Raw genomic sequence first — 21,225 nt, forward strand, 5'->3', positions numbered from 1 at the left:
CAGAATGAAAACGGGTGCCGAATTGCAAAAGACATGCACAAAAAAAATCCAATTATTTCAACAAAAGCATCTCGCAAGCCTGCGCAAGATATGTTTGCGCGACTTGGCTTGTTTGCCCATTCCGCCCGGCCGCAACGGCATACCGGCTTGCGGGATTCGTTTCCCGAAACGAAACGGCAAAACAATGACTGAAAATACGGAACCCGGTGAACTTGTGAAGAAAAAAGAGAGCGGCGAGAGAAAACGGTGGGAAACATGAAAAAGACTTCAGCCCACACGGCACCGAAATCTTGTCATGACGATCCGCCGCCCTCCATGGAAAGAAGGCGGAGCAATCCGAGTGCCGGTCTGCCGGGAACCTAGAACGTCCGGCCGTCCCAGCCGAACATATTGCGCTCAATGTTGCCGAAGGCGATGTAGATTCGATTGGCCGGGATAGCGAATGTCCTGTTCATGAAGCCGCAGATCGCGGCGGAGAGTTCTGGAGTACGCGCTTCGGGCAACCCGATGGAATCAAGGGTGACGAAAGCAGCGGGGTCCTGGGTGCCGCCGAAGAGAAGTTCCTTGCCCGGTTCGAGCACGGCCAGAACATAGGATTCGGGCTTACCGAGGATGTCGGCGGCAAGGGCGGAGATAGCCTTGAGGCAGCCTGCCTCGTCGGTAACATGGACGTTGGTTTCCACCTTGATGAACGGCATGACGCCTCCTAGAGGTGAATGGTTCCGGTCATGAAGGTTACGGCCCTTCCTGCGATCTTCACGCGGTCGCCGAGGTATTCGCATTGGATGGAACCGCCGCGCGCCGAAGCCTGAAAGGCGTGGAACTCGGACTTGCCGAGTCGATCAGCCCAATACGGCACCAGGGTGCAGTGGGCCGAGCCGGTGACCGGGTCTTCGGGAACGCTATCGCCAGAGACGAAGACGCGGGACACAAAATCATGGTCCAAGCCGGGCGCGGTGCAGATGAGGCAAAGCCCGTCCAGGGCCGACACAAGGCGGGGATCAGGATCGAGCGCCCGAATGTCATCCTCGGTCTCGAACACGGCCATCATGTCGCGGCTGCCCATATAGAGCTCCACGGGCCGTGCGCCGAGCGCAGTGGCCACGCGCTCGGTAACCTGAATCCGGGAACAGGACCAGGCCGGGAAGTCCATGGAGTAATGGTTGCCCTCCCGATCCACGAAAAGCCGCCCGCTCTTGGTCTCGAAAACCACTACAGGGTCGGTGTAATTCAGGTGTTGGCAGATGACGTGCGCGCTGGCCAGGGTGGCGTGGCCACACAGGTCGATCTCAATCTCTGGGGTAAACCACCGCAACTCGAAATACTCTCCCTTGCGAACAAAGAAAGCGGTCTCGGCCAGGTTGTTCTCCAAGGCGATGTTGCGCATCAGATCCTCGGAAAGCCACTCGTAAAGCGGGACCACAGCCGCGGGATTGCCGGTAAAGACCTCGGCCGCGAACGCATCCACCTGGTAAACATCGAGTTTCATGGAGTCCCTCCAACCACCTAGAAGGTTTGCTTGAACAGATCGTCCGCCGAAGCCGGAGCCTCTCCGTTTCCGCCGTATGGGTTGGACACTTCCGTGGGTTCGGACCCAACCTTGAATGGCAGGAAGTACTCTTCGGTCGAGGAAGACGAGGCCAGATGGCCTGTCTTGCCGTCAACTTTGACCATAACGATTCCCGGCGGCTGGGTGAAGTCCTCATAGGGATAATCTTCCTCCACGTGCTTCCGGTAATCCACCCAGATGGGGCTGGCCGCGCGAGAACCGGTCTCCCACTTGCCCATGGGCGTCAGCTCGTCGAAGCCCACGTACACGCCGGTCAGCAGATACGGCGCAAAGCCCATGAACCAGGCGTCCTGCTCCATGTTGGAGGTGCCGGTCTTGCCGGCCACAGGCCGCTTCAACACCCTGGCCCGCCAGCCGGTTCCGTTCTGGATCACTTGCTTCATCAACGAAGACATGATGTAGGCAGTCTGCGGGCTCATGGCGTCCTTGGCCTCGGGCTTGGAAGCGTAAAGTTCATCGCCCCAGGCTGACTTCACGGACAGGACCGTGCGCGATTTGATGTACGAGCCGCCACGCGGGAAAGTGGTGAAGGCCTCACAGAGATTCATGGGAGTGACCACGGCGGACCCAAGGGATACGGACAGGTCATGAGGAAAATCCGATTCCAGGCCCATGGCCTTGGCGCGGTCGATGATGGTGCGAATGCCGAGCTTCTGGGCTATGCGGATGGTGCACAGGTTCTTGGACTTGACCAGCGCGGTGCGCAGCAGGGTCGGTCCTTCGAAGGTGCCCTCGAAATTCTCGGGCCGCCACAATTTGCCCTCGGCGTCGTTGGCGTACACGATGGGCGCATCGAGAACGATGCTTGCCGCGGTGTAGCCGTTGTCCAGAGCCGCGGAGTAAACCACGGGCTTGAAGGCCGAGCCGGGCTGCCGCCTGGCCTGGGTGGCGCGGTTGAATTGGCTTTTCGCAAAGGAATAGCCGCCCACCAAGGCGACGACCTCGCCGGTGCCGGGCTTGATGGAGACAAGCGCGCCCTCGACCTTGGGCTCGCGCTCAAGGTCGAGAATCCAGGTGCCGTCCTCTTTTTTCGGGGCCTCATCCACAGTCACCCAGACCACATCGCCTTTTTTCAGGACCTTGCGGGCGTCCGTGGGATTCGGCACATCCTCATGGCTCTTCCTGATATCGGGGTCACGAATCCACCACATGGCCTTGACGGGGATAGTTCCCTTGAACTTGCCGAACTCGACCCGGGCCGCGTCCCTGGAAACGCCGGTCACGAACGCCTTCATGAGACGATCTTTCTCCATGATCCCGTCGGTGGTCTGCGGTCCTTCCTCAAGAATGCCGGGCTTGTCGGCGTCGGTGAAATGCCCGACAGGACCGAGCCAGCCACGCCGCTTGGCGGAATTGAGAAGACCGCGCCGAAGCGCTTTTTCAGCCGCAGCCTGATGCTTGAGATCGCACGGCGTCGTCACGGAAAGGCCGCCGTTATAGACCATGTCCTCGCCGAACTCGTCGACAAGCCAGCGGCGGACCTCTTCAAGGTAATACGCGCCCACCCGCCAGGACGGATCGTCCATGGACTTGAGTTCGATCGGCTCGGCAAGGGCCTCCTGGTACTGCTCCTCGGTGATCCATCCCAGTTCGCGCATGTGGCTGAGGACGTACTCCTGACGCTGCCGGGCCAACTCGAAGCTCTGATAGGGATTATACCGCGTGGGCGCCTGGGGAAGCCCCGCGATCAAGGCCGCCTGGGCAATGGTCAGGTCCTTGGAATGCTTCGCGAAATATGTCCTGGAAGCGGCTTCCACGCCATAGGAGTGCGCGCCGAGGAAGATATGATTCAGGTAGATGGTCAGAATCTCTTCCTTGGTCAGGTAGTTTTCCAGGCGAAATGCGAGAATGGCTTCCTTGAGCTTGCGTTTGTAGCTTCGCTCGGAAGTCAGCAGCAGCCGTTTGATGACCTGCTGCGTGATGGTCGAACCGCCCTGCTTGGTGCGCCCTGCCATGAGATTGGCCTTGAAGGCGCGAACGATGGCGGTCAGGTCGACGCCGTCGTGCTCGTAAAAGGACGCGTCCTCGGCGGCCAGAAATGCCTTGGGAATCCATTCGCTCATCTGGTCCAAAGTGACCAGAAAACGCTTTTCCTTATAGAAATAGCCAAGCACCTTGTTGTCCTGGGCATAAACCGTGGTCACCAAAGGCGGCTTATAATCGGTAATCTTTTTGAAGCTGGGTAGATCCTTGGCCGCCCAAAAATAGATCGCAACGGCTCCGCAAACACCGGCCACAGCGCAGCCAAGAAACAATATACCAAATATTTTCAAGAATTTATTCATATTCTACCCATCAAAAGGTTTTCTTGACCGGGCTGGCTCCCTTGGTCGGAGGCAATCCCCAGACCAGGCGCAACCGGCCGTACAAATCCTTCACGGTCGCCTTGTTGGTGTCAAGGATGTCGAGCATCCGAACCAGAGTGCCCCCTTCCCGCCGAGCAAGGCAGGTGGGGATATCGAAGAATGTGACCGTGGCTCCGGCCATCCAGAAAGGGAAAAGGCGGCAGTAATAGGGACGCGCTTCCAGCGGTATCTCGCACCCAAGCGGACCAAGAAAACGACAGGCGCCCATGGAATCCACGGCCAGCCGGAAGTGATCCTTGCCTTCGGGAAAAAGCTGCCGGACGAGTTTCTCCTCGCCGGGAAAAAGACGGCAGGCGTAATCGACGAAAGCCTTGGAGTTGGACGAGAGGACGAATCCGCCGGTATACGGCACCAGTTCCTGAATACGTTCCTTCTCGATCTGCGAGAGGGGAAAGCAGAATTCCTCCTGGCCCGAAGAGATGCGGCAACAGGTCGGCCCTTGGAAGGAGCACCTCCTGCAAACGTCCGAGTCGCCGCTCTGCGCCCGGGTCATCAATCGGCTCTCCCGGCACGCCCATCGGAAAATGTCAGCTCGCCCTTGCCGAGCAGGTCGTGCAGGTGGACCATGCCCGCCAGGCGTCCGTCGTCGCGGATCACGGGCAAAACCGTGATCTGGTTATGCTCCATGAGGTCGAGAACGCTGGCCGAGGATTCTCCGGCCGACGCGCGCCGGGGGGAACGGGTCATGACATCATGCACGGGCCGATCCATATCCAGACCGCCAGCGCAAACCATGCGGCGAACGTCGCCGTCGGTAAGCACGCCGCGAAGGAAATTGTCTTCGTCAACCACCGCGACCAGGCCGAGGCCGCCGTCATTCAAGGTGGACAATGCCGACTTGAGCGAGGCGTTTTCCAGGACCACGGGCAGGCCGTCGGTGTGCATGAGCTGATCCACGCAGGTGGACAGCCGCTGCCCCAGCGATCCGCCGGGATGAAACCGCTTGAAGTCGTCCTTGCCGAAAGACTTCCACTCCATGAGGCAAACGGCCAGCGCATCGCCCACCGCCAGTTGGGCGGTGGTGGACGAGGTCGGAGCCAAGCCCATGGGGCAGGCTTCGCGCGGCACGTGGACCTGGATGTGAATGTCGGACAGTCCGGCCATGGCCGAGGCCGGGTTGGAGGTCATGGCGATGACCTTGATCCCAAGGGATTTCAAGGTGGGCAGAATGGCGTTGACCTCGTCGGTAGCGCCGGAGTTGGAGAGAGCCAAGACCACGTCCTCGCTCCGGATCATGCCCATGTCTCCGTGTGCTCCCTCCACGGGATGGAGGAAGAAGGACGGCGTGCCGGTGGAAGACAAGGTAGCCGCGATCTTGCGGCCCACCAGCCCGGACTTGCCCAGGCCGGTGATGACGACCCGCCCCTTGCACTGCGCCATAGTGTTGAAAGCTTCGACGAACGACCCGTCCAATTGATCGCGAACGGCCTCAAGACCCTGGACCTCGATGTCCAGGACCTCGCGGGCCAGGGCGAGCCAATCCTTGCGCTCGGATATACATGCCATGCGGTATTCTCCCGAATATGAACCGGGCGGGACACGGCCGCGTCCCTGCCCGACAGGCGGCCCTCGCGCCGCCGCGGCCCGGCCGCCCGCTCAAGCGGGAAAAACCGGGCGTTGATGACTCGCTACCTAGCAGAATTCCTTGATGATGCCGGGGGTCGCCTCCAGGCAATCCTTGCCCATCCTGTCGGCCAGGGGCACCGGATAGTTGCCGTCGAAACACGCCAGACACCACTCATCCTGGGTCACTGAATCAAGCAGACCGGGAATGGACAGGTAGTGCAGAGAATCCAGATCCATGAAACGAGCGATGTCCTCCACCGAGTGGTTGGCCGCGATGAGTTCGCCCTTGGACGAAAAGTCGATGCCGTAGAAACATGGGAACCTGATGGGCGGGCAGCTCACCCGCAAGTGAATCTCCCGCGCGCCGAGTTCGCGCAGTTTCTTGACCCGTGCGCGGATGGTGGTGCCGCGGACGATGGAATCCTCGATTATGATAATGCGCTTGTTCTGGATCATGGACTTGACCGGATTGAGCTTCACCCGCACCGAAAAGTCGCGCATATCCTGGGACGGCTGAATAAATGTCCGGCCCACGTAATGGTTGCGGATCATGGCCAGTTCCAGAGGCAGGCCGGACTCCTGGGAATACCCCACGGCCGCGTAGTTGCCGGAGTCGGGGAACGGCATGACTATGTCCGCGTCCACCGGAGCCTCCTTGGCCAGCATGGCGCCCATGGCCTTGCGCCGCTCGTAAACCACGTCGCCGAAGATATGGGAATCGGGACGAGCAAAATAAATAAGCTCGAAGATGCACTTGCTGCACCGGGTCGGCTCGGCGAACCTGTGGGAAGTCAACTGGTTCTTGTGAACCACGACCATCTCACCCGGGTCCAGGGGGCGCAGGTAGTCGGCCTCGACGAGGTCGAAGGCGCAGGTCTCGGACGCGAATACGTACTTGTCCCCGACCCGGCCCAGAACCAGGGGCCGGAACCCGTGGGGGTCCTTGACCGCGATCATCTTGTCGTTGGCCAGAATGAGCATGGAATAAGCGCCGCGCACACGGTTGCACGCCTTGCCCACGGCTTCCTCGATGGTCTCGGACTCGTGCAGGTACTTGATAATCAGGTGGGCGAAGACTTCGGTGTCCATGGTGGTCTGGAAGATGGACCCATTGGCCTCCAGCTCGGAACGAAGCTCGAAGGTATTGACCAGGTTGCCGTTGTGGGCCACGGCCAGACGCAAATCGCCGTGGCGGACCAAAAACGGCTGGGCGTTGCGAATGAGCGACGCGCCCGTGGTGGAATAGCGGATGTGGCCCATGGCGATGGACCCTTTCAGTTCCTTGCTCAGATGCCGCTCGTTGAAGACGTCGGCCACCAGGCCCATACCCTTCTGCTCACGAATCTTTTCGCCGTCCCAAGTAACGATGCCCGCGGATTCCTGTCCGCGATGCTGCAACGCGTAAAGACCAAAATAGGTCATACGCGCCGCCTCCTTGTTTCCGTAGATGCCGAAAAGACCGCAATACTCTTTTTTCATGAAGACTCTCTCGTGTGTCCGGCTTGCTAGCCGTAATATTCCTGCAGGCTCTTCACTTGCAGCCCGGTTTGTCTCAATTCACATATTGCCTGCACCACAGCACGCGCCCCGGACACCGTAGTGGTATAAGGGAGGCCGTACAGAAGCGCATTCTGACGGATCATCTTGGCGTCGCCCACGGTCTTTTTTCCCGAGGGCGTATTGATGACCAGGTCGAAGACTCCGTTCTTGATATGGTCGATCACGTGAGGCCGCTGGCCTTCGTGAACCTTGTGGACCTTCTCCACATTGACGCCCTTGCTCGCCAGGAACTCAGCGGTGCCGCCCGTGGCCGCGATCTTGAAGCCCATGGCCTCGAAGTCCTTTGCCACCAGCACGATCTTGGCCTTGTCCCAGTCGTTGACGGACATGAAGACCGTGCCCGAGGTGGGCAGCTTCTGGCCCGCGCCCAGTTGCGACTTCATGTAGGCCAGACCGAAACTCGGGTCGATGCCCATGACCTCGCCGGTGGAACGCATCTCGGGTCCAAGCAGCACGTCCACGTTGGGGAAGCGGTTGAACGGAAACACGGACTCCTTGACCGAGACGTGTCCCCTCTTGCGCATGGTCCAGGGATTGAGGTCCTTGAGCTTCTCGCCGAGCATGACCCGGGTGGCCAGCTTGGCCAGGGGAACGCCCGTGGCCTTGGACACGAAGGGCACCGTGCGCGAGGCACGCGGGTTGACCTCGATGATGTAGACCTCATGGTCCTTGATGGCAAACTGGACGTTCATCAGCCCGACAACACCCAGCTCCTTGGCCATGGCGATAGTCTGCCGCTCGATCTCGCGAATGAGCTCGGCGGACAGGGAGTACGGCGGCAACACCGAGGCGGAGTCGCCCGAGTGGATGCCCGCCTCCTCGATGTGCTCCATGACCCCGCCGATATAGACATCCTCGCCGTCGGCAAGGGCATCCACGTCCACTTCGATGGCGTATTCGAGGAACTTGTCGATGAGGGTCGGATGCTCCGGGGAAACCAGAGCCGAATGGCGGAAATAGTGGTCGAACTCGTCCATGGAGTAGACGATGTCCATACCCCTGCCGCCGAGCACGTAGGACGGGCGCAGGACCAGGGGGAAGCCGAGCTTGGACGCGATCTCGCGCGCCTCGACCATGGACATGGCCGTTCCGTTGGCCGGCTGCCTGAGATTCAGCTTGTTCAGGAACTGCTTGAACCGCTCACGGTCCTCGGCGCGGTCGATGGCGTCCGGGCTGGTGCCTATGAGCGGCACGCCCGCATTCATCAGCCTGAGCGCGAGGTTGAGCGGGGTCTGGCCGCCGAACTGCACGATGACGCCGTCCGGCTTCTCGAACTCGATGATGTTCATGACATCCTCGAAGGTCAGGGGCTCGAAGTAGAGCTTGTCCGAGGTGTCGTAGTCTGTGGAGACGGTTTCCGGGTTGGAGTTGACCATGATCGACTCCACGCCCAGCTCCTTCAGCGTGAAGGAGGAATGACAGCAGCAGTAGTCGAACTCGATGCCCTGGCCGATGCGGTTCGGTCCGCCGCCCAGGATGACGATCTTCTTGCGGTCCTCGCGGACGTTCTCCTGCCCACTCTCGTAAGTGGAGTAATAATATGGAGTATAGGCCTCGAACTCCGCAGCGCAGGTATCAACGAGATAATAGGTGGGTTGGACGCCAAGCTCCTTTCTCAGGGAGCGCACCATATCCTCGCTGATCCTCCACATAGCCGCCAGTTGCGGATCGGAGTAACCGAACTCCTTGGCCTTGCGAAGCATTTCGGCCATGCCGTCGGCCTCCGGGGTCACGCCCTCGCGCTTGCCGAACTCGATAAGCTCGCGCTCCATGGCGATAATGTCGGCGAACTGGCGCAGGAACCACGGATCGATCTTGGTGGCCTCGTGCAGTTCCTCCTCGGTCATGCCGCACAACAGCGCGCCGCGCAGGGCGTAAATGCGCTGGGAGTTGGGGCGGTGCAAAAGCTTGAGAATCTCGTTCTTGTCGAATTCGAGGTCATGGAACTCGCCGCCCAGACCGAAATGGCCGGTTTCAAGCGAGCGAAGGCCCTTCTGCAACGCCTCCTTGAAGGTCCGTCCGATGGCCATGGTCTCGCCCACGGATTTCATGGCCGTGGTCAGATAATCATCGGTGCCGGGAAACTTCTCGAAGGTGAACCTGGGAATTTTGACCACGCAATAGTCAATGGCCGGCTCAAAGGAGGCCATGGTCTCGCGGGTGATGTCGTTGGGAATCTCGTCCAGGGTGTAGCCCACGGCCAGCTTGGCCGCGATCTTGGCGATGGGGAAGCCTGTGGCCTTGGAGGCCAGGGCCGAGGAACGGGACACGCGCGGGTTCATCTCGATGATTATCAGTTCGCCGTCCTCGGGATTGATCGCGAACTGGACGTTGGACCCGCCGGTTTCCACGCCGATCTCGCGCATGACCGCCAGCGAGGCGTCGCGCAAGCGCTGATACTCGTCGTCCGTCAAGGTCTGGGCCGGGGCCACGGTCACCGAGTCGCCGGTGTGCACGCCCATGGGGTCCAGGTTCTCGATGGAGCAGATGATGACACAGTTGTCCTTCTTGTCCCGCATGACCTCCAGCTCGTACTCCTTCCAGCCGAGGATGGAGCGTTCGAGCATGATCTCGTGCTTCATGGACAGGGCCAGGCCGTTGGCGCAAATCTGCTCCAGCTCCTCCATGTTGTAGGCCACGCCGCCGCCCGAGCCGCCCAGAGTGTAAGCGGGCCGGACAATGATCGGAAACGGGATCTTCTCGCCCCACTCGCGGACATCGTCCATGCTTCGGCAGATGCCGCTCTCAGGCATCCCCAGGCCGATGTTCTGCATGGCGGCGCGGAATTCCTCACGGGATTCCGCCTTGTTGATGACGTCGATATCCGCGCCGATGAGTTCGACGTCATATTTTTCGAGCACGCCCATGTCGGCCACGGCCAAGGCCGTGTTCAACCCGGTCTGCCCCCCCAAAGTTGGCAAAAGAGCGTCGGGACGCTCTTTCTCAATGATTCGGGCAACGGTTTCGGGCTCAATTGGCTCGATATAGGTAGCGTCGGCCAGCTCCGGATCGGTCATGATGGAGGCCGGATTGGAGTTGACCAGGACTACCTCGTACCCCTCCTCCTTGAGCGCCTTGAGGGCCTGGGTACCGGAATAATCGAACTCGCAGGCCTGGCCGATGACGATGGGGCCGGACCCGATCAGCATGATCTTCTTAATATCTGTGCGTTTGGGCATTATGCTCGAAGTAGTTGAAGTTACGGCGGTATTCGAGGGAAGCGCGCAGCCCCGTTCCCTCAGCCCGGCAAGGCACCACCGCCGCCCGCCGGACAAGCAAACTTTATTATAAGGTTATCCCCCGAAACGCAACGGTTATATCGGCGCGACCGTAGACGAAAGGAGACAACCCATCACCAATCCTAAGCATCCTGAGCAAGTTTGCAAGCAACGGCTTAAAGTTCGCAGATTCCCGTTGACAGGCCCATTGTTGATACCTATTCTCAACCTCAACGCAATCTTTGAGGGATTATTCAGCGATGCAAAAGCCTTTGACAGAATTTCCGACCGGCTCTGTTGTACGTATTTCCGGTATAGACGGCGGCCGTCAGGCGCGCTCCAGAATGCTCGCCCTGGGCATGACCCCCGGCTGCCCGGTAACGGTGCTGAGCGGCGGCTCCAAGGGGTGCCGAGTGCGTGTGCGCGGCTCCGACGTAGTGTTATGTTGCGGTCTGGCCGCAAAAATCCTGGCCGTGCTCGACTCCTCGGACGAAGGCCCCCGGTGCACATGCTGTCCCGGTCCGCGCGCCCGAGCGTCCTAGTTCTCCCCTTCGACGTTTCTTATTGAAGGCCGTCCACCCGGACGGTCTTTCACGCTCCCCGCCCATAGCCGATTATACTTGTCCGTTGCTCCAGCCCGGTGCTAATCTAAGGAAAAGCCCGGAGCTTCACATGCCCGACACCATCAGAATCGGCATCAGCGCATGTCTGGCCGGTCACAAGGTCCGCTACGACGGAACAACGGCCAAGGCCGAACATCTCACCGGGACTCTGGCCAAATACCTGGAGTTCGTCCCGGTGTGCCCGGAGGCGGCCTGCGGCATGGGCGTGCCCAGAGAAGCCGTGCGCCTGGTCGGCGATCCGAAAAGCCCCCGTCTCAAGGGACGGCAGACCGGCAGGGACTGGACCGACACCATGCACGCCTGGGCCGAATCCTTCCTCCCGGAATTGGAAAAGGCCCGACTGTGCGGATTCATCTTCAAGGCCAAATCACCGTCCAACGGCATAGGCCGGGTCAAGGTCTACCGCGAATCTGGCGGCCAGCCCGCCAGCTATGCGGGCGTCGGCATCTTCGCCGCCATGGTCATGAAACGATTTCCCCTGCTCCCCGTGGAGGACGACGGCCGTCTGCACGACATCGGCCTGCGAGCCAATTTCATCGAGCGTATCTTCACCGAGCGCCGCTGGCAGCAATTTCTGGACAACTCCCCTTCCCGGCGAGGACTCATCGACTTCCACACCCGTCACAAGATGCTCATTCGATCCCACGACGTGACCGGCTACCGCGAACTGGGCCGGATAGTGGCCGAAAACGGAAACTCCGACGCCCTGTTCCGCCGCTATCATGACCGGCTGGCCCGGGCCATGGCCCTCAAACCCACGGTACGCAAGAACGTGGACGTACTCATGCACATCCTCGGCTACTTCAAGAAGCTGCTCTCCGCCGACGAAAAACGGGAATGCCTCGAACTTATAGAGAGCTACCGCAATGAACTGGTCCCGCTTATCGTGCCCGTAACGCTGTTCAACCACTATGTACGCAAGTACGACGTCCGCTACCTGCGCGACCAATATTACCTCGCCCCCCACCCGTTGGACCTCAAGCTGCGCAACCACGCATGAAAAAAGCCCCCGCGACAACCGTTGCGGGGGCTTCCTGCTTCAAAATTTTGCACGCTACGAAAACGCAGAATGCTCCGGCTCCAGGTTGAGCCGCACGCCCTTTACATCGCCTCCACCGGCCAGCCATGTCCGCAGCAACTCCCTATTCCGAAAAATCACCGGATGCGGGCAGCCATACCCGGCCTGATCCAACAGTCCCGCCGCCTGATCCGGGTAGTGCTTGGCAGCGGAGAGACAGGCCAGCAGATTCAGGCACAGGTCGTTCATGGGAAAACGCAGGGTCATGGCCTTGCCCAACGGCAGCATGACGTCGCCAAGACGCCCCGCTTGGAAATAGGCCACGGCCAGATCGAACTGGGCCGCGTGCAACCCCGGCAAACGGTCCGTTATGGCCTCACGTTCGGCCACGGTGTAGGAGATTCTCTCGGCGGCGTAGGACGCACCTTCCAGATTGCGGATGCATACCTCAAACCCGTATCGTCTGGCCCAGAACAACCCTTCAACGGCCTCGTCCGGGTCAAGGCGCATTTCCAATCGCTGGCAGCCAGCCAACCGCATGGCCTTGAGCAGCCCACCCGTGGGCACGGTGTCCATCCGCGCGCTCCAAAGGACGTTCAGGTCGCGCACGCGCATGTCCAGGCACATGGCCACGACCTTCGCATGATCCGCGAACATGGCGACGTCTTCGAAGGCCAAAGCGGACAGCCCACGCTCGTTCACCGCGCGTTCCACCTCGTCCAGGCTCCAAATCCCATCGAAGCGGACAACGCCGTGCGCAAACGGATGCTTTTCCGTATCGCCCCAGCCGGGCGAAATTGTCCTTGGTTCAACACGCATACAACACCTCGGCAGCCCGTTTTTTGACGCTTCGAGCATACCTGACAGGCAATATTGCAAACACTTTGCCAAAAGAGGATCGATAAAGGGAAAAGACGAAGAATGAGCCATTTTCACGGGGAATTGGCCGATGTCCGAAAAAACCGGAAATGGAGCCGCACCCTCCCACCGAGGTTTTGCCTCCTGGACATGCCCACTTAAAATGGATTCCTTGCCGTCCTGCGCCCCCGCCTCATGCGAGTAGTCCGGGCAAAACGGAAAACAACGCGCCACGCCCGACGAATGCGCGGCATGAACGCTCCGTTTCCCAAAAAGAAAGGCCCCCGAAACGAGGGCCTTTCAGCGGGATATTCAATTTCGGCGGTTAGCTGACCTTGCTGCCGGGAGCGACCTCCCCGGAGGGAGTGAGAAGCTCCATGCCGTTGTCGGTCTTGACGGCCAGGATCATGCCCTGGGAAAGCTGTTTGCGCAGCTTGCGGGGCTTGAGGTTGGCGACCACGACCACCTGTCGGCCGACGAGGTCCTCGGGCGTGAAGAAGTCGGCTATGCCCGCTACGACCTGACGCAGATCCTTGTCGCCGGTATCGACCTTGACGATAAGAAGCCGGTCCGCGTCGGGATGCTTCTCCACCGACTTGACCGTGCCCACGCGCAGGTCGACCTTCTGAAAGTCCTCGAACTCGATCTCGGAGACAGTCTCTTCCGCCGCCTTGTCGTTCTTCTTGGAAGCTTTCTTGGCCTTCTTCGCGGGCTTTTCCTGGGCCTCTTCCTCGGGCAGATCCACACGGGGGAAGAGATTGGAGGTCTTGGCCACGGTGATGTCGGACTCCAGCAGGCCCCAGACGTCCAGCTCCTTGGGCAGGTTGACCTTTTCCGGGGCAAAAGCGATGCCGAGCTGTTCGAGCATTTTCTCGGACGCCTCGGGCATGACCGGCCACAGGTGCACGGCGATCTTGCGCATGTTCTCAAGGAGCACGTAAATGACCGTGGACAACCGCCCGGTGTTGTTCTCCTTGAAGAGCGTCCAAGGGGCGGTCTCGTCGATATACTTGTTCAGGCCGCGCACCAGTTCCCACAATCCCTCAAGGGCGCGGGAAAACTTCAGTTCGGAGAAGAAATCCTGGAAGGACTTCATGGCGTCCTGACCAAGCTTCTTGATCTCCGCGTCCACCACGTCCTCCACGTCGGGGCTGGGAATCTGGCCGCCGAAGTACTTGTGGGTCATGGACAGAGTGCGGTTGAACAGGTTGCCCAGATCGTTGGCCAAATCCGCGTTGAGACGGCCGACCAGCGCCTTTTCGGAAAAGCTGGAATCCTGGCCAAAGGACATCTCGCGCAGCAGGAAGTAGCGGAAGGCGTCCAGACCGTAGGCATCCTTCATGGCCAGAGGCTCGACCACATTGCCGATGGACTTGGACATCTTGGTGTCCTCCACCAGCCAGTAGCCGTGCACGTTGAGGTGCTGGTACGGCTCAATTCCGGCCGCTTTGAGCATGGTCGGCCAGAACACCGCATGGGGCTTGAGGATATCCTTGGCCACCAGATGGTTGGCTGCGGGCCAGAATTTCTTGAACTTGTCGCTGTCGGGGTATCCCAGAGCGGCCACATAGTTGATGAGCGCGTCGAACCAGACATAGGTGACGTAATCGGAATCGAAAGGCAGCTCGATGCCCCAGGTCAGGCGGGACTTGGGACGGGAGATGCACAGGTCTTCGAGCTCACCGGATTCAAGCAGGGAAACGACCTCGTTCTTGTAACGCTCGGGCCGGATGAAATCCGGATGCGTCTCGATGTGTTCCAGAAGCCAGTCGCGGTACTTGGACATTTTGAAGAAGTAGTTCTTCTCCGCGATGTACTCGGGCTTGGTCTGGTGGTCCGGGCACAGTCCGTTGACCAGTTCCTTCTCGGTGTAAAACCGCTCACAGCCGAAGCAGTAATGGCCTCCGTATTCGCCGAAATAGATATCTCCGGCGTCATAGACCTTCTGCAGAATCTGCTTGACGACTTCCTTGTGCCTCGGCTGAGTGGTACGAATGAAGTCGTTGTTGGAAATGTTCATGTTCGGCCAGAGGTCCTCGAAGAGCTTGCTGATGACGTCAACATACTCCTGCGGAGTCTGGCCGTTGCTTTCCGCGGCCTGGACGATCTTGTCTCCATGTTCGTCGGTGCCGGTCAGAAAGTAAGTCTCCTCGCCCATGAGCCGATGAAACCGATTCAGGGAATCGGCCACGGTGGTGGTATACGCGTGGCCCAAATGGGGCTTGGCGTTCACGTAATAAATGGGCGTGGTGATGTAAAAGCGTTGCAATTCGGATTCTCCTTGTCGTGGCGAAATCGTGCGCCCGAACGGGCGCTACTTCTTGGGAGGCCTGCGTCTGCGCCTTCTGGGTCTGCGTGCGCGCTTGGACTTGGCGTCGTCGCCTTCGTCGGAACCGGCGGCAGCCTGCTCGGGGCCACCCGCCTTGCGTGGAACGTCCTTGCGGGGACGACGTTTGCGTTCGTCCCTGACCTGTTTGGCCTCTGTAACGGGTTCCGCGTTTTGTTCGGGCTGGGCGGGCTGTTTGCCGCCTTTGCCGCTCGCCGCGCCGGACGGCACGGGATGGCGACCGCCTCTGCGCCCCTTGGGAGCAGCGACCCGGGCCTTGGCTTCCGCCTTGGCCGCGTCGCTCGGCGGCTTGTTAACTATTTCATTCCATTCGTCAATGGAAACTTCCTGCTCTTCGAAATTTTCGTCAAGCAAGGAAAGGGATTTCTTGAAAAAATTGGACCGCAGGACCTTCACTGTACCAAGCGATGTCTGGTACTTCTTGCCCACGCGCGGACACATGCCGTGAAACTCCTCATATCCCTTCTGCTCAAAGCTCAGACAACAGAGCAGCCTTCCGCAAATGCCTGAAATTTTAGTAGGATTAAGGAAAAGATTCTGTTCCTTGGCCATCTTGATGGTCACGGGCACAAACTTGCGCATGAACCGGCGGCAGCAGCACATCTGGCCGCAGTTGCCAATGGCTCCGAGCATCTGCGTCTCGTGGCGAACGCCGATCTGCCGAAGCTCGATACGGGTACGGTATTCCTTGACCAGATCCTTGATAAGCTCGCGAAAATCTATGCGGCCCGGCGCAGTGAAATAGAAGACCATTTTGGAGCGATCGAAAAAGACCTCCACATCCACCAGCTTCATGCCCAGCTTGTGGCTGCTGATGCAGGCGCGGCAGAACTTGAAGGCATCCCTGGACAGGACTTCGTTTTCGGCTACGGCCTCCATGTCCTTGTCATTGGCCAGTCTGTAGATGACCTTGTGGCCGTCTTCATCCTCGCCGCTCCCCTCCTTGGGGGCCTGGCGGACGAGAATGACCTTGCCCAGTCCCATGCCCTGATCGGTCTTGACGATGACGTGCTGCCCTTCGCGGACTACGAACGGGCCGGAGCCGAAATAATACACCTGTCCGTAATCATTAAATTTAACACCAAGTATTTGGCTCATGGATTAGTATCCTATATAAAAGCCCCCCGTCTGTGGAGGGAGTGAGTATCGCGCAAAGATGAACAACATATTAGAAAACGGCTTCAACTTCAAATCCGTTTGGGAACGCGAAGCCGGATGCCGCCTCATGGCACGGCATCCGGCTGTAATATCTTCGAATCGGCCCGAAGGCCTTTTTCAGATGAGCCCCAGGCTCTTGATCTCGCTCATGAGCTTCTCTTCGTCGATGGGCTTGACCAGATAGGAGGTGGCTCCTCCGAGAAAAAAAGCGTCGTGGGTTTCCTTTTCGTCCGCGAGCATGGTGGTGACGATGACCTTGGACTCGCTGTGCGGACCTATGCCGTGCTCCTGTTCCAGGGCGCGGATTTCCCGCAGGGCCTGCTGGCCGTCCAGTTCGGGCATAAGCAGATCGAGACAGACCAGGTCATAGGGCTCCTTGTCCAGCAGACCGCGTCTGAAGGCCTCGATGGCCTCCTCGCCATTCACGGCGATGTCGCATTTGGCGACCTGGCGCAGGATCTCATGGATCATGTTCCTGCTGTAAAAATCGTCATCCACGATCAACGCTTTCATGTCTCGCCCTCCTATCTGTCTGACCATCTCTGGGTCGGAGTTACGTTTCAATGTCACTTTCTCAAGAAAAACGCAACAGTTCGCCCTGGCGGAATCGGCACGGCGCACCCCCTACAGTTCGAGCTCCATGCCCTCCCGGGCCAGCTCGAAACGCACGCCGCTCCCCTTCCATCTGGCCCGCAAACGGGCTTCAAGTTCGTCCAGGTCCTCGTCCGTGCGCTCCATGTCGTGATGGGTCAACACGACAAGCCCGGCACCTGCGTCGCGGGCCATTTCCAGAGCGGAATCCATGGAGCCGTGCCCCCACCCCCGCTTAACGGCGAACTCCTCCGAGGTGTACTGGGCGTCCACCACAAGCAGATCAACGCCTCGCAAACGGTCGAGAATGGTCCGATTGCGCTGTTCCACCAGGGACGCATACATCTCGAAATCCCTGTCTTCCGGCGAGTAGATGTTGACGAACGGCTCATGGTCGCCGGTGAAAAACATGGATTTGCCGTCGCATTGCACCAGATAGCCGAAATTCGGCGCGGGGTGATTCATGAGCAGCGGAGAGACCCGGGCGAACCCCAGGTCAACGGTCTCGCCGTCGGCCAGAGTGCGGCATTCGAGATCGGCGGAAAGTTCGGCCGCTCGCACCGGGAAAAACGGGTATTCCATTTGCCGGTCCAGCACGGCCTCGATGCCGGTCATGTTCAGGGGATCGGCGGGACCGTAAAGGGTCACGCGGCGGCCGGGCAGGAAAAGCGGGAGAAAAAACGGCAACCCGGAGATATGATCCCAATGGAGATGGGTAATAAAAATATCGCAGGACGCGACCCCTTCGGCGACCAGCTCCCGTCCCAGCCCCCGGATGCCGGTTCCCGCGTCGAGGATGAGCAGCCCGCCGTGGTCCCCCCGCACCTCAATGCAGGTGGTGTTGCCTCCGTACCGGACGGTTTTCGGTCCGGGAACAGGCAGTGAGCCGCGCGTGCCTCGGAACCGAATACGCATCAGCGGGCCTCCCCAAGCTTGATGAAAATGCGTGCGTTCTCCACTTCCTCGCCCAGGGAAGGCAGATCCGCGACAAGCTCGTCCATGGTCACGCCGAAACGGTCGGCCACCCCGGGGGGCAGCGGCTCCACTTCGTAGTTTCCGGCCGAGCCGAAGGAAAGTTTCTTGCTTATCTGGTTGGCGGCGAACAGGCAGTCGTTGACCAGGGAATCCCCGCCATCGCCGAGGGAATGGTGGGTGGCGATGGCTTCCCGAAGTTCACCGGGCAGATGCCATTTCCCGGCCAGCAACCCGCCTATGTCGGCATGGGTAATCCCTATGGTCTTCAACTCGCAACGGTGCAGGACGGTGCCCGGCTCCGCGCATTCGCTGGCGATGGTCGCGTACTCGTCCGGCATATACAGGGCGAAGACAACCTTGCCGATATCGTGCAGCAGGCCCGCCGCGAAATAATCGGCCGCATCGTCGCGGGGAACGCCGAGCCTGCGGCCGAGCATGGAGGCGCAGGCGGCCACGGCCAGGGAATGAAGCCAGAACGCGCCCATATCCATCCGCCGGGACGCGGACTTGGGTATGGCCCCCACTGCGGCCAGCCCCAGGGCCACATTCTTGAGCGTGTTCAGCCCGAGATAGACACTGGCGTGACTGATGGATGAAATTTCGCGGGACAGCCCGAAAAAAGGAGAATTGACCAGACGCAGGATTTTGAGCGTGAAGACGGGGTCCAGCTTGATGACCTCAACCAGATCCTTTTGGGAACAGTTGATATCCCCGGCCAATTCCACGACCTGGTGCACGCTTTCGGGAAAGGCGGGCATCCTCTCCACGGCTTCAAGCATTTTCCGTCTGACGTCGTCGTTCATGAATCCATCCGTCTTTGCCGGAGCGCTCCCAAGGCGCAGCCGACCGCACTCAATCCATTCTAGAAACAGAACCTATCCGCACTCCTATATCAGGAGTGTGCCTCTGGCAAGCAGAGCCCGCAACCCAAGGCGAAACCAACAACACGCCGTTCGAACCATCCCACCGACAAACCACCCGGCCATTCCGGGCCGTGGTCCAGACTCCGCCCTCCGCCGCCGCACAGGCCGCCTCCTTCACCACCCGGGCCGGAAACCCGTATCGGTTCATGAACCCGTTGGAACAGAGGATCGCCTCCGGCCCCACCGCCGCGTAAAAGCCTTTGACGAAGCTGCCCCGGCTACCGTGATGCGGGAGAACCAGAACCTCGGCCGACAGGTCCATCCCGCCGCCAAGCAGTTCGCGGATGCCCCTGCTTCCCACGTCCCCGGGCAGCAAGGCCAGGGGGCGTCCGTCACGTTCCAGGCGCAGGACGAGCGATCGCTCGTTGGCCCTGGTCTCATCACACCCTTCGCCCGGATGCAACACGACCATCCTCGCGCCGGACGCCAATTCCACCGAATCCCCGGTGGACAGAGCGACGGGGACCACTCCACTCCCGGGCAGGACCCGCCGCAAACGCTTGCCGGTCAGGCCTCGGGGCAACATGCCGTTCGTGTAGAACGCGCCCACGTCGAAACGCTCGATGAAAAACGGCAGCCCATGGCTATGGTCCACATCCGGATGCGACAGGAATATGCCGTCCAGCCGGGGCGGCCTGCCTATGGTCAGGCTCGGCCCGACCACGGCCTCGCCCAGATCGAAGGTGGGCGATCCTCCGCCGGTGTCCACCAGCCAGCGATGCCCGCCGGGCAGGGACACGACAAGGGATTGACCAAGCCCCACGTCAAGCATGGCGAGGCTCGTCCGGTCGCGGCTGTCCTCGGCCATGACCTGAACATGGGGCGCAACGAGCAGAACAAAGCCGATCCCGGCGAGCAGGACCGGAACCCGCCGCCCGCGCAGGCAAACAGCCGCCGTCACCAGAAGCAGGGTAAAGCCGAGCAGCTCCGGCCACATGGGACGGAGGACGGCGAAGACCGGCGTAAACCCGGCTCCCTGCGCCGCGTCGAGCAACAGGAGCAGCCCGTCCGCGATGCGGGCGGCCCACCCCAACAGGAGTGCTCCGGCCGGTGCTGTCCAGCCAAAAACGGTCAACAACATTCCAAGCAGTCCGAGGGGCATGACCGCGAACCCGAGCACCGGCAGCCAGATCAAATTGAGCAGGAGATTAGGGCAAAACGTGCCGAAATACACGGAAACCAGCGGCATGATGGCCACGGTGGCGCAGACGCTGACCGCGATCACGCCCGCCGCCCAATAAAACAGACGCGCCGGCAGACTGCGCCCGACGTAAAAGAGGGACCGGAAAAGAGGATAGAGCAGACCGATCCCGGCCACGGCGGCCAGGGACATCTGCAACCCGAGATCGAACGCGGACAGAGGCGAGACGAAAATTATGGCCGCAAGGGCGAAGAACAGTCCGTCCATGAGCACCCTGCCCCGTCCCTGAAGCAGCAGGACTCCCCAGAAGCCGAACATGACGGACGCCCGGATCAGCGAAGCGGACGGCTGACCGAGCCAGGCGTAGGCGAGAACCAGAGGCGCGGCCAGAAGCACGGCCAGCTTGGGACGCGGCAGATACAGCAGCAGGCCGGGCCATAACCGCCCGGCCAGCCAGGCCAAAGCAAACCCCATGGCGGCCACGAATCCAACATGCAGGCCGGACAGGGCCAGGGTATGGGCCAGTCCCGCACTTCGGGTGGCGTCCATGGTGGCCTGATCCAGACGCGAACGGTCGCCCGTGGTCAGCGCCAGTACCATGGCCCCGCCCCGTGTGTCCGGCAGGGTTCGGGCCACCAGCGCGCGCAGACCCGCCCGCATTCCGGCCAGGGACAGCGCGGGCCGTTCACCCCAGACAGGCTTGTTCCGGCTCACCGGCCAACCCCGCCAAAAAACGGATTGCCGTTGCCAGTACCATTCGAAATCCCACATCCCGGGGTTGCCGAAACTGCGCACCGGCACCACCCGGCACACGACACGCGCACGCTGGCCGGGCAGAGGCGCGTAATTCGTGTTGCGAAGGGACAGGGCCACCCCGCCGGGCAGGGGCTCGCCCGGCTTGCCGTCCTCCCGGTCCAAAATCACCTGCTTCAGGATCACCCGCAACCGATTCCCGGTACGCGGCTCGGCCCTGTCCACCACCCCTTCCAGGACCACGGCTTTTCTGGCCGCCACCCGTTCGGGTATGGCGTCAGGCAGTGTAGGCGTCCGTTGTGAGGCATACGCGAAACCGAAAAACGCGCACAGGATCACAGCCCACACAGGCAACCGGCACGCCGATCCGCGCAACACGCTATCGGCCACGGCCAGCAGCGACAGGGCCGCGACGGCGGCAAGGGGAAAACGAATCCCCAGAATTCCTATGACAAAGGCAAGCAGATAGGTCTGCCACGGCAACAACCCCGGCATCGACGCGTCGTATGTCCAGCAAGCATCCCTCACCCCCCTTCCGTTATCAGGAAGCCGCCCGTT

Annotated in this window: 17 protein-coding genes; 3 read left to right on the forward strand and 14 right to left on the reverse strand. The window is 60.5% G+C overall.

The features are described from left to right. Positions 1 to 4: 4 nt before the first annotated feature. Positions 5 to 259, forward strand: coding sequence for a hypothetical protein (locus tag LF599_RS11870; protein ID WP_279520913.1), 255 nt, complete (start codon positions 5 to 7; stop codon positions 257 to 259). 100 nt (positions 260 to 359) lie between these two features. Here the strand turns inward: LF599_RS11870 and LF599_RS11875 are convergent, their stop codons facing one another. The 7 genes from LF599_RS11875 to carB form a co-directional block, all read right to left on the reverse strand. Continuing rightward, positions 360 to 698, reverse strand: a complete 339-nt coding sequence (locus tag LF599_RS11875) for a phenylpyruvate tautomerase MIF-related protein (RefSeq protein WP_269942268.1) — start codon at positions 696 to 698, stop codon at positions 360 to 362. 8 nt (positions 699 to 706) lie between these two features. After that, positions 707 to 1,489, reverse strand: coding sequence for a PhzF family phenazine biosynthesis protein (locus LF599_RS11880; protein WP_279520914.1), 783 nt, complete (start codon positions 1,487 to 1,489; stop codon positions 707 to 709). A 17-nt stretch (positions 1,490 to 1,506) separates the two neighbouring features. Then, complete coding sequence (locus LF599_RS11885; RefSeq protein WP_279520915.1) at positions 1,507 to 3,855, reverse strand: penicillin-binding protein 1A; 2,349 nt, start codon at positions 3,853 to 3,855, stop codon at positions 1,507 to 1,509. Positions 3,856 to 3,865: 10 nt separating this feature from the next. Continuing rightward, positions 3,866 to 4,429, reverse strand: a complete 564-nt coding sequence (locus LF599_RS11890) for a zinc/iron-chelating domain-containing protein (protein WP_279520916.1) — start codon at positions 4,427 to 4,429, stop codon at positions 3,866 to 3,868. Continuing rightward, positions 4,429 to 5,442, reverse strand: a complete 1,014-nt coding sequence (locus tag LF599_RS11895; RefSeq protein WP_279520917.1) for a KpsF/GutQ family sugar-phosphate isomerase — start codon at positions 5,440 to 5,442, stop codon at positions 4,429 to 4,431. Before LF599_RS11895 ends, LF599_RS11890 begins: the two co-directional genes overlap by 1 nt. Before the next feature lie 126 nt (positions 5,443 to 5,568). Then, a complete protein-coding gene (purF, locus tag LF599_RS11900; RefSeq protein WP_279520918.1) occupies positions 5,569 to 6,981 on the reverse strand; it encodes an amidophosphoribosyltransferase in 1,413 nt (470 codons plus the stop codon). Between the two features lie 26 nt (positions 6,982 to 7,007). After that, on the reverse strand, positions 7,008 to 10,241 hold the full coding sequence (gene carB / locus LF599_RS11905) for a carbamoyl-phosphate synthase large subunit (RefSeq protein WP_279520919.1): 3,234 nt from the start codon (positions 10,239 to 10,241) through the stop codon (positions 7,008 to 7,010). A gap of 311 nt (positions 10,242 to 10,552) precedes the next feature. Between carB and LF599_RS11910 the strand changes: the two genes are divergently transcribed. Beyond that, on the forward strand, positions 10,553 to 10,822 hold the full coding sequence (locus tag LF599_RS11910) for a FeoA family protein (RefSeq protein WP_279520920.1): 270 nt from the start codon (positions 10,553 to 10,555) through the stop codon (positions 10,820 to 10,822). Positions 10,823 to 10,952: 130 nt separating this feature from the next. Beyond that, entirely contained in the window at positions 10,953 to 11,903 is a 951-nt protein-coding gene (locus tag LF599_RS11915) for a YbgA family protein (RefSeq protein WP_279520921.1), read from the forward strand. 54 nt (positions 11,904 to 11,957) lie between these two features. Here the strand turns inward: LF599_RS11915 and LF599_RS11920 are convergent, their stop codons facing one another. The 7 genes from LF599_RS11920 to LF599_RS11950 form a co-directional block, all read right to left on the reverse strand. Continuing rightward, on the reverse strand, positions 11,958 to 12,740 hold the full coding sequence (locus LF599_RS11920; protein ID WP_279520922.1) for a hypothetical protein: 783 nt from the start codon (positions 12,738 to 12,740) through the stop codon (positions 11,958 to 11,960). Positions 12,741 to 13,104: 364 nt separating this feature from the next. Then, positions 13,105 to 15,048 (reverse strand): methionine--tRNA ligase, encoded by a 1,944-nt coding sequence (metG, locus tag LF599_RS11925; protein WP_279520923.1) that lies wholly within the window; start codon positions 15,046 to 15,048, stop codon positions 13,105 to 13,107. 45 nt (positions 15,049 to 15,093) lie between these two features. Continuing rightward, a complete protein-coding gene (locus LF599_RS11930; protein ID WP_279520924.1) occupies positions 15,094 to 16,224 on the reverse strand; it encodes a PSP1 domain-containing protein in 1,131 nt (376 codons plus the stop codon). A 177-nt stretch (positions 16,225 to 16,401) separates the two neighbouring features. Further along, positions 16,402 to 16,797 (reverse strand): response regulator, encoded by a 396-nt coding sequence (locus LF599_RS11935; protein ID WP_279520925.1) that lies wholly within the window; start codon positions 16,795 to 16,797, stop codon positions 16,402 to 16,404. Between the two features lie 111 nt (positions 16,798 to 16,908). Continuing rightward, positions 16,909 to 17,790: an MBL fold metallo-hydrolase gene (locus LF599_RS11940; RefSeq protein WP_279520926.1), complete on the reverse strand. Its 882-nt coding sequence runs from the start codon at positions 17,788 to 17,790 to the stop codon at positions 16,909 to 16,911. Beyond that, positions 17,790 to 18,653, reverse strand: a complete 864-nt coding sequence (locus LF599_RS11945; protein ID WP_279520927.1) for an HDOD domain-containing protein — start codon at positions 18,651 to 18,653, stop codon at positions 17,790 to 17,792. Before LF599_RS11945 ends, LF599_RS11940 begins: the two co-directional genes overlap by 1 nt. Positions 18,654 to 18,702: 49 nt before the next feature. Next, on the reverse strand, positions 18,703 to 21,162 hold the full coding sequence (locus LF599_RS11950) for a DNA internalization-related competence protein ComEC/Rec2 (RefSeq protein WP_279520928.1): 2,460 nt from the start codon (positions 21,160 to 21,162) through the stop codon (positions 18,703 to 18,705). Between the last annotated feature and the right edge of the window lie 63 nt (positions 21,163 to 21,225).

It is taken from the genome of Pseudodesulfovibrio thermohalotolerans (assembly GCF_021353295.2).
GTDB lineage: Bacteria > Desulfobacterota > Desulfovibrionia > Desulfovibrionales > Desulfovibrionaceae > Pseudodesulfovibrio > Pseudodesulfovibrio thermohalotolerans.